Below are 9088 nucleotides of genomic sequence, written 5' to 3' on the forward strand. Positions count from 1 at the left end.
GCCCATCACCGAGAACCTGCCGATGATCTACAACGAGCTGGGGGTGTACACGGGGGCCCGGCTGGGCACTCCGTGCGACGACCAGTGACGAGAGGGCGCACCGGAGTCAGGTGATGCGATCTCCTCTCATCTGCCTGGCCCTCCTCCTCGGTGCATGCGCCGGGGTGGAGCGGCCCGGGGCGCCTCGGGTACCAAAGAAGCCGTTTGGGGTAGCTACCCAAAGGGACACCCCTTTGAGAGATTGAACCCAGGTGAAGCGTACAAAGAAGCCTTCGGCGGCAATCCCGCGCGCGTCTCTCCACGCAGGGATATCAAACGACTCCTTCCAGAATGAGCGAGCACTATCCACGAGTTCGAGTCCACGCAAGCCACGGCGCGCTAATCATTCGCGATGGTTTTTGGATCTGCTTCTACATGCGGCGCCCCAATCATGAGATCGCACGGGAGGTGATGCGCTCGTTCGAGATATACTTGCACGCCGTGGGGCCTCAAGCTCTGGCCTGGTATAATGATCACCAGGAGGACTGGGGGTATCTGGACACCACGTCTTGGCAAACCTTCAGGCGCGATCTTCTCGAGTCGAACTGGTCCCACCATGAATTGACGGACGACCCGTCAGGCGCTCCTGCATTCCATTTCACGTATTCCTGCAAGTCACTAGGTAAACTCTTTGAGCCCAACCCTCCCTTGGTGTCGGCGGTGGGCTTCTGCCTCCCAACCGAGTTTCTCGAGGAGCATGGTCCAGGCCAGGTGCGTGAACTCGCCATGGAGCTTGCCGCCGCTCTTCCCTACGACTCAGGCCATGCCGGCCTCTTCTTCAACGCCCTCCTGGGCTATCGGGAAACGGAAGAAGCCCTCAGCCGTTTCTGTCTACGCTACCCCGGCATGGACATCGGTGACGTGGAATCCATCGCCAGAGGGCTCAACGGGCGGGTGAAAGGGCCCGCCTGGCTGACCTTCCTCGGCCAACCCGTGCTCGGGGAACTTGGAGGTGTCGAGGGGCTGCGCGCCCGCCTGTCCTCCCCCGGAACCGCCGTTCAGCAGTTGGAGGGGGACCGCGCGGTCATCACCCTGGGCCCCTGGCCGGAGGCTGGAGACACTGAGGCCGGCCGCAACCTGCCCGAGTACCGGGAGCTGGCGCGCGTGCTGGAGCCCTGGCTCTACCACTCGGGTGGCGGGTACTACTTCCCCCAAGACATCTGGCAGCGCTGGGAGCGCCGCTTCCTGGACTGAGCCCTCGGCGCTCTGCTCCCGCGTACGAACCCAGGAGCCCTGGCACACCGGCCAGGCTCCCGGGTTTGGCACTCCGCGCTACGGCGCCGTCACCGTCATCACTCCGAGCTGCGTAGCATCGAAGTCTTGGCCCAGGTTGGAGCCCGCTCCATTCAAGTCGCAGTACGTCCACTTCATGCCGTTGTCCTGGCTGAACCGGAACGTGTAGGAGTACGCGGCCTCAGTCGTCGGCGCGATGAACGAGCCCATGAACTCGTCGTCATTGCCGAACTGCACGTTGTAGGTCGCAGGGAAGAACCGCCAGCTGTTGTTGCTCCGCGGATTCGAGCCGTTGGCGCCGTAACCCACCTCGGCCAGGATGCCCGCAGGCGCACCCTCGGTCTCGGTAACGCCCGCCTCGTAGATGCGGCCGTAGATGAGGGGCGTCATCGTGCCGCTCGGCACCGAGAAGTCGGAGGGGAACTGGAGGTTGCAGTAGTCCGCCTCCAGGGTGTTGCCCGTCTCGTTCTCGTTGCCCGTGTAGGTGAACGCATTGCCCAGGAACACGGCGCCGGGCGCTGCCACATCCGCCGGGGCGGTGAATGACACGTTCACCTGCGCAACGGCGTTGCCGATGTTGGAGACGGCCGTGCAGCTCGCGGTGAAGGGGCTGCTCACGACGCAGGGCGACGAGGGGTTGCCACCGAACTGCACCCTCATGGTGGGCGCGAAGTCCGTCCCGACCACCGCGACGGCGTTTGCACCATGCGTGGCGGGGCCGTCATTCGGCGTGAGGGTTGCCACGGTGAGGTTCGCCAGATCGTTCGGCAGGCCCGGCGTCGGAGACGGATCTGTCCGGAAGTCGTTGCGGTTCTGGTCACTGTCCGTGCTGAGCGGTGAGCGGGACAGCGAGGCAGACCAGTCGCCGTTGGCCGATCTGTAGAACGCCGTGGCAGTCTCATACATCGCCAGGCCATTCACGGCGACGTTGATGTCCAGGGGGTTGCCGCCCGTGTCGTAGCCGAGCGTATCGAGCAGCTCCGTCCCCGCGGCGTTGATGAGCTGGGCCGCGTCCCCGCTTGCGGGGTTCTCGAAGTCCACATTGCTCCTCCCAAGGTCCACACCCGCCACGAAGTTGGGAACCAACGTCTGCCCGCTCGACGTCAGGTCAGCGACGAGGAGGATCCCATCCGCGGGAATCCGGGCCCCCGCCGGGAGGGTGTACGTCCCAAAGGCGTTGAGTGCGCCGGCGTTGGCTCCCTTGCCCTCGACGTCGGTGATCCTCGCGCCACCGATGACGGAGCCACCCGGACCCGCGATCTCGATGAACGCCTGGCCATCATCCGTGCTGGGTGCATCGATGTAGATCTCGTTGATGACGGCCACCTTGCAGCTCCCGTTGGCGCCACCCGCGGTGTTCGTGATGCGCACGCCCCTCACGCCGGCCCCATAGAAGCTCACACACCAGTTGGTCGCCGTGTCGTTGCCGACCACACCCATGCTCCCCGGATCCAGCTGGGTGGAGCTGCCCGCGAAGCCTACGTAGTCGCTCGCCGTCAGCGGAGTGTTTGGATCGGTGTTGTAGGCGCGGAAGTCCACCGCGTCCTGCAGGGTGCCCGTGGGCGGTGCCGTGTAGAGCGCCACCGCGTCCCCCGTGTCCGCCAGCGCGAAGGGGGTGCCAGGCGCGCCGTAGACGAAGCCCACGCCCCCGGGAATCGAGCCGGACGGGTTGGGGATGCCGTACAGGTAGCCGTCCGCGGGGACCACCACCGGCGTGCTCCCCGTGCCGTTCGGATCGCTCGGGGCGCGAATGTCCACCTCCTGGCCTGCGACGTTCCGGAGCGTGTAGCCGCGCACGTCGATGTCAGCGGTGGTGGTGTTCCGGAGCTCGATGAACTCCGAGCCCAGCGCGCTGAACTCGGTGATGATGATGTTGCCGACCTGGCTGCCTGCCGTCGTCGGCACGCAGGCCCCGGCGCTGCACGTCTCATACGAGGCGCAGAGCACGGTGGCCGGCGTGTCCTGGCACATGCCCACGCCGCCGGACACCACGCACGCAGAGGTGTAGCCGACGGTCGACCTTCCATCGGCCGAGCAGACGGCGGCCGGTGGCGTGCAAACCACTCCCGTGCACAGGTCACCCACCACCCTGGGGCTGTTCGAGAGGCTGGAGTTCCCCGCCCCATCGCTGACCTTGAGCGCGAAGTAGTGGTCGCCGGAGAGGTCCAGGCCCGAGACGAGCGCCGACTCCGAGCTCCCGGCCGCCTGAGGCGGAGGAATGGAGACGGGTGTGGCGGCATCAAACTCGGTGGAGTTGGTGATGGGAGCGGCCGCGTAGCGCAGGTCATGGCTCGCGGCCGTGCCCTGAGTGCCATCATCCCCCACCGCCGTCCACGAGACGCGGACGCTGCTGGTGGAGACGGCGGTCGCGGTGATGACCGCCGCAGCCGGGGCGAGCGTGTCGGAGATGGAGAACGCAGTGCTCGTCGCCTGCGTCAGCGCCCCGCCGGTCGCCACCAGCTGGAAGCCATTGCCCTCCTGGTCGATCGAGAGGTCCGAGAAGGTGGCCACGCCGCTGATGGGATCCCTGCTCAGCGTGCCGCTCAGCGTGGCGGCGACATTGCCACCGGTGAGGCTCAGCTCCACCGTGGGGCTGGAGGCGGTGGTGTCGTTGCCGTACGCGTCCCGGACCGTCACGCTCACCGCCGCGAGGGGCGTACGCGCGTTGCTGCCCGTCGGCTGCACGGAGAACGCGAGCTGAGCCGGGCTGGCCGGAGTCACCGTCTTCGAGTCGCTGAGGGTCCCTCCGGGGACGGAGTGCGTCAGGGTGAGCGTCTGGCTGCCCGCGGTCCGCAGCTCCACGGGGAACGAGGCCGTCCCGTCATCAGCGGGTCCAAAGGTGTAGTCGGCCGGCAGCACCGCCTGGCCATCCGAGGAGGTGAACTGCACCGTGCCCGTGTAGCCGGTGGCCACGTTGTTGAACACGTCATACGCCGTCACGGTGACGGAGAACCCCGTGCCGGCGGGGATCGAGCCCGACGGAACCACGAACTCCAGGCGCGTGGCGTTGCTGGGATTCACGATGACGTCGGCGCTGTCGTTGCGCGTGCCATCCGTTATCCGCAGCCGCTGGAGGCCCGCCGTGACCAGGGTGACATTGAACACGTGGTTGCCCGCGTCTCCCGCGGTGAAGGTGTAGTCCGCCGGCAGGGTGCCCCCCGTGTCGTCCGAGCTGAACGAGACGGTGCCCGTATAGCCAGTCACCAGGTTGCCGAACGCATCCCGCGCGCCGACCGAGACGCTGAATGCACTGCCCGCCGTGGCGGCTGGCGGGGCCGAGAGGCTCAGGCTTGCGAGTGCTCCCGGATTCACCGTGAGGTCCTGGGAGGCCGTGAGGGTGGCGGCGGCCGTGTCCGTGGCGGTGAGGGACTGAGTGCCCGCCGTGCGCAGCTCCACCCCGCTGAACGTCTTCTGGCCCGCGTCTGCTGCGGTGAAGGTGTAGTTCGCCGGCAGCACGGCCTGGGGATCCGTGGAGGTAAAGCGCACCGTGCCGATGTAGCCGGTGGCGAGGTTGCCGGAGCTGTCCCGCATCGTCACCTGGACGGAGAAGGGGCTGCCCGCGGTGACGGGCGTGGCCGGAACGGTGAGCATCATCTGCGTGGCCCCTACGCTCACCACGCTCACTGTCACCGAGTCCGTGAGGGTGGCGGTGACGGTGTCCGTCGCCGTCACGGTCTGCGAGCCGGCCGTGTGCAGCGCCACCCCAGGGAAGGACTTCTGGCCTGCGTCCGCGGCGGTGAAGGTGGAGTCCGCTGGCAACACCGCCTGGGCATCCGTGGAGGTGAAGTGCACCGTGCCCGTGTAGTTGCTGGCCACGTTGGCGAACGCGTCTTCGATCACCACCTGGAAGTCCGCCGTGCCGCCGGCAGGCATGCTGGTGGGTCCCGTCAGCTTCAGCGCGGCGGGCGCCGCGGGCACCACGTCGAACGTGGGGCTGGTGGCCGCCGTCAGCGTGCCCGAGGTGGCTCGCAGCGAGTAGCCGGTGCCAGCCTTCTTGATGATGAGTCCGGGGAAGCTCGCCACGCCATCCACCGCACTCACGGTGGCCGTGCCCTCCAGCTGCGCCGAGGCCGGGCCCGTCGCCAGCTCCACCGTCACGGAGGCCGTGCTGCCGAAGATCCGATTGCCCTCCGTGTCCTGGAGCTCCACCTCCACCGCGGGTGTCACCGCCGCGCCCGCCGTGGCCTGGAGGCTCGTGTTGAGGAAGGCCAGCTTCGCTGCCGACACCAGCACGAACTCGACCGTGGGCTGGCTGCTCAGCACCACCGGACCGTCCTCTGTCTCCACCGAGGCCTTCACCCGCTTGGTGCCCGCGCCGGTGGACACCAGCGTCGCCGTCATCACTCCGTCCGGGTTCGTCTGTCCCGAGGCAGGGGACACCGTGTTGCCCTCGCCCGACACCTCGAGCCGCACCGTGCGGCCCGCCAGCGCTGCTCCATCCGCCTTCACCACCGTCACGCTCATGGTGACGGCATCCCTGCCGTTGGCCAGCACGTTGGCGCTGCGGCTCACCTCGACTTTGGAGAGCGCCGCATCCGGCAGATCCACACTCGCAGGAGGTATTGGGTCGCCCCCGCAGTTGCAACCGGTGACACCTGCGACGAGCGCAGCCAGCGTGAGACACCAGCCGAGCGACAGGGGACGAGATGCCATACATGCCTCGAGGTGGAAGAAGGGCTCACGCCGCTGGGGGGCAGCGCAGAACCTTCCATCTTCTACCCGACAGCCTACGGTCGCAGAAAGACCTACTCTCGGCTGGGTCGAAGTCGCCCCCCTGGCTTGGGTGGGACGCTCAGAGTTGGGTCTTCACCTTCCACCACAGCAGCCCCAGGAAGGTGTCGGGGAGGCGCTCGGGGAGTTGAAGATCGTCCTCCCCCCGTGCGGGTGGCGGGAGCGGGCGGCGAGGCTCTGGCTGGGGCAGCGGCTCGGAGCTCACCAGCCCCCGGCTGTTGCGCTCGAGCGCCGAGGCAAAGGAACGCTCTGACGGCATGCGCGACCCGACGGCGGCGGCTCCGACGACGCGCTCGGTGGCGCGGACGCGGGAGATGACGTCCGCGCTCTCGACCCGGGTGAGGCCTGAGATGCGATCCACCGCACCGCGAGACTTGTGTCCGTGCCCCATCGCTCGAGACCTCCTGGAGACGAAGCGTAGCGCTTCCGTGCTCTCCCAGTCACCCTCCCCTCTGCGAGGCCACCGCTTGCTCCAGCCGGCGGCCGGGAGGCCAGGTACACGCCGCGTCAGGTCCTCTCCCGGTGGAGGACCCTCCTGGTCCTGCGAGCAGGCACGGCGCGGAGGCCTCCTGGCCCGAGCCACCTCACTTGGTCCGGGGAGCGAATCCCCACCGAGCCAACTCCCAGACGAGCGCCGTGCTGTCCCGGTGCCCCGTCACCCAGATGCTGCAGTCAGGGGAGAAGCCGTGGCTCTCGGCCTCGGGCACCAGCACGAGCGTCCGAGGCTCCTCCCCCGTCATGGCATCCTCCACGCACAAGGCCGGGTTTCGCCACGGGACATAGAGCAGCTGGCGCCCGTCGGGCGAGAGCTCCAGCTGGTGCGAGCGCGCGCGGCGCGAGGTGAGCAGCCGGCCCGTCTCGGCGTGCCAGATGTGCAGCATGGGCTGACCGGGTCCATCGTCCGGATAGTCCGAGTCGAGCAGGCCCACGGACAGCAGGCGCTGACCGTCCGGGAAGAAGCGCACGTGGTGCACGGAAGAGTCCGGCGCCTGGGCCTCGTGCGCCCGGCGGCCCTCGGGCGCACTCCAGAAGCGAATCGTCCCATCCATGGCGCCCGCCACCAACCACTGCCCATCGGGCGAGTAGTCCAGCGTGGTGAGGCGATCAGCGCCGCTCTCGAGCACACGCCGGCGCTTGCCACCGGGGACGGACCACACGGAGATGTCCCCACCTTGATCGGAGCACGTCGCCAGCCACCAGCCGTCGGGGGAGAAGACGAGGGCCTCGAGACGGGACGCATGCGCGGGGAAGGAGTGGAGCACCCGGCCCTCGCCGCGCGACCAGAGGTGGACCTGGCCCTCCGAGGTGCCCACTGCGAGCCACCGGCCATCCGGCGAGAAGCGCACACAGCCCTGGGCGGAGCTCAGCTCGAGCTCTCCGATGCCCTGTCCCCAGGCCAAGTCCCAGATGCGCACGCAGCCGGTGTCGTCGGACGTCGCCGCGAGCGCTCCGTCCGGGGAGACGGCCACGGTCCGCACGGGCTGGAAGTGGCTGTCGCGCGCCGGATCCGCCTCGCCGGTGTCGAGGCTCCAGGCCCGAAGCGCATGCCCCTCGCGTGCGACCACATACGTGCCATCCCTCGACGCGCTGAGGGGCCCATACGAGTGCACCGCTCCCACGGGCAGTGACGTGGCGGCGTCCGTGGCCAGGTCCCGTGTCCGCAGCGCGTCGCCGTCCAGCCACGCCAACCGCGCGCCTGGACCGATGAAGGCGAAGCTGGGGCAGGGAGCACCGAAGGCATCGGGCGAGGAGGGGGCTCCAAGAGCTGGCAGCTCCATCACCGCCTCCCCTCGCTCCACGTCCCAGATGCGGATGAGGGGCTCGTCCATCACCGCCCCCGAGGCCAGGCGCGTCCCATCTGGGGAGAAGGCGAGCTCCGCCACCGGCTCCGTGTGTCCGGTAAGTGCGGGCCGCAGCTGACGCGACGCCACATCATAGAGGTGGATCCGGGCATCGCCGACGCTCCACGCCACGGAGCGCCCGTCGGCGGACATGGCCAGGGCCTTGCGGACACCCGCCCCGCCCACGGTCCCCGCCAAGGGCCGCGCGCGGGCGAACATGCGCCCGGAGCCCGTGTTCCACACCCGCACCGCACCTTGATCATCCACCATGGCCACGCGCTCGCCGTCCGCGGAGAAGGCGGCGCAGTCGGTCCAGGCCGGATCGTTCGCCTCGAGCTGGCACATGCGGGCGCGGGGGTACTCCATGACTGCGGGCCTGCCGCCATAGAGCTGGCACGCCACGCGGATGCCCTCTGCCGTCCAGCACATCGCAAGCACGCGCCCCAGCTCGCTGGAGAGCGAGCGCAGCGTCTCCAGGTGCCGCCCGGTCCGCGCCTCCAGGACGTGGACCCGCGGTGGGCTGTCACTGTCCTCCACGAGGATCCGCTCGCCGTCCGGGGAGAAGACGGGCGGCAAGGAGCCCTGGCCGGGACGAAAGCGAGTCGTCCCCAGGCGTATCCGCGCGCCGTCCGGCGGCGCGTCTCCATCCCTGTGCCGCACCTTCCGCCCCTCCCCTCGTGAGCCTTCAGCTCCGCATCGTCGGGTTGCCCTTGATGCGGTTCAGTTCCACCGCCGTGCGTACCATGGCCTGGAGCGTGGCCGTGTCGATGTCCGCGAGGCTGCGCAGTTCGACGTGGCGCATGCGATTGCCGGTTCCTTTGAGAATGCCCTTGGGGTCCGTCAGCTCGGCGCCGCGCCAGAAGCCGAAGTTGACGTGGCTCTTGAACGCATTGATGTACGCGAACGGGCCACCAAGCTCATAGACGGGCTGACCCCACTTGATGGACTCGGCGGCGCCCGGCGCGGCCTCGAGGATAAGCCGGCGCAGAGCGGCGATCGTCTCGCCGCGCCAATCCTTCAGGCCAGCAACGTAGGTATCCACGGTCTTCCCCTGCGCACGGGCCGAGGGCCCCGCGGGAGCCCGGCGCTCAGCGCTCCTCGCCGCCGCCTTCTTGGCAGGAGCCTTCTTGGCAGGAGCCTTCTTGGCAGGAGCCTTCTTGGCAGGAGCCTTCTTGGCAGGAGCCTTCTTGGCTAGAGCCTTCTTCGCCGCCGTCTTCTTTCGGGTCGCCATGGCCCTGGATGCT

General features: G+C 68.6%; 5 protein-coding genes. 1 reads left to right on the forward strand and 4 read right to left on the reverse strand.

All coding sequences use genetic code 11. The features are described from left to right. Positions 1-414: 414 nt before the first annotated feature. The gene (locus VD972_RS34435) at positions 415-1233 is read left to right on the forward strand and encodes a DUF3396 domain-containing protein (RefSeq protein WP_324993046.1); all 819 of its coding nucleotides are present in this window, start codon (positions 415-417) and stop codon (positions 1231-1233) included. 78 nt (positions 1234-1311) lie between these two features. On the opposite strand, the gene VD972_RS34440 is transcribed toward VD972_RS34435, so the two are convergent. The 4 genes from VD972_RS34440 to VD972_RS34455 all read right to left on the reverse strand — a co-directional run. Next, on the reverse strand, positions 1312-5925 hold the full coding sequence (locus VD972_RS34440) for a beta strand repeat-containing protein (RefSeq protein ID WP_324993047.1): 4614 nt from the start codon (positions 5923-5925) through the stop codon (positions 1312-1314). A gap of 139 nt (positions 5926-6064) precedes the next feature. Next, on the reverse strand, positions 6065-6394 hold the full coding sequence (locus tag VD972_RS34445; protein ID WP_324993048.1) for a hypothetical protein: 330 nt from the start codon (positions 6392-6394) through the stop codon (positions 6065-6067). Between the two features lie 193 nt (positions 6395-6587). Further along, positions 6588-8504 carry a WD40 repeat domain-containing protein gene (locus tag VD972_RS34450; protein ID WP_324993049.1) on the reverse strand — a complete coding sequence of 639 codons (1917 nt, stop codon included), beginning with the start codon at positions 8502-8504 and terminating at the stop codon, positions 6588-6590. A gap of 25 nt (positions 8505-8529) precedes the next feature. Continuing rightward, positions 8530-9088: DUF1801 domain-containing protein (locus VD972_RS34455; RefSeq protein WP_324993050.1), on the reverse strand; the 559-nt coding region annotated here is incomplete at its 5' end.

Source organism: Hyalangium sp. (genome assembly GCF_035629615.1).
Lineage (GTDB): Bacteria > Myxococcota > Myxococcia > Myxococcales > Myxococcaceae > Hyalangium.

Excerpts from the sequence above, each read along its gene's own strand:
- VD972_RS34445 (WP_324993048.1), bottom strand. The coding sequence starts at position 6,394 with ATGGGGCACGGACACAAGTCTCGCGGTGCGGTGGATCGCATCTCAGGC.
- VD972_RS34440 (WP_324993047.1), bottom strand. The coding sequence starts at position 5,925 with ATGGCATCTCGTCCCCTGTCGCTCGGCTGGTGTCTCACGCTGGCTGCG.
- VD972_RS34435 (WP_324993046.1), top strand. The coding sequence starts at position 415 with ATGCGGCGCCCCAATCATGAGATCGCACGGGAGGTGATGCGCTCGTTC.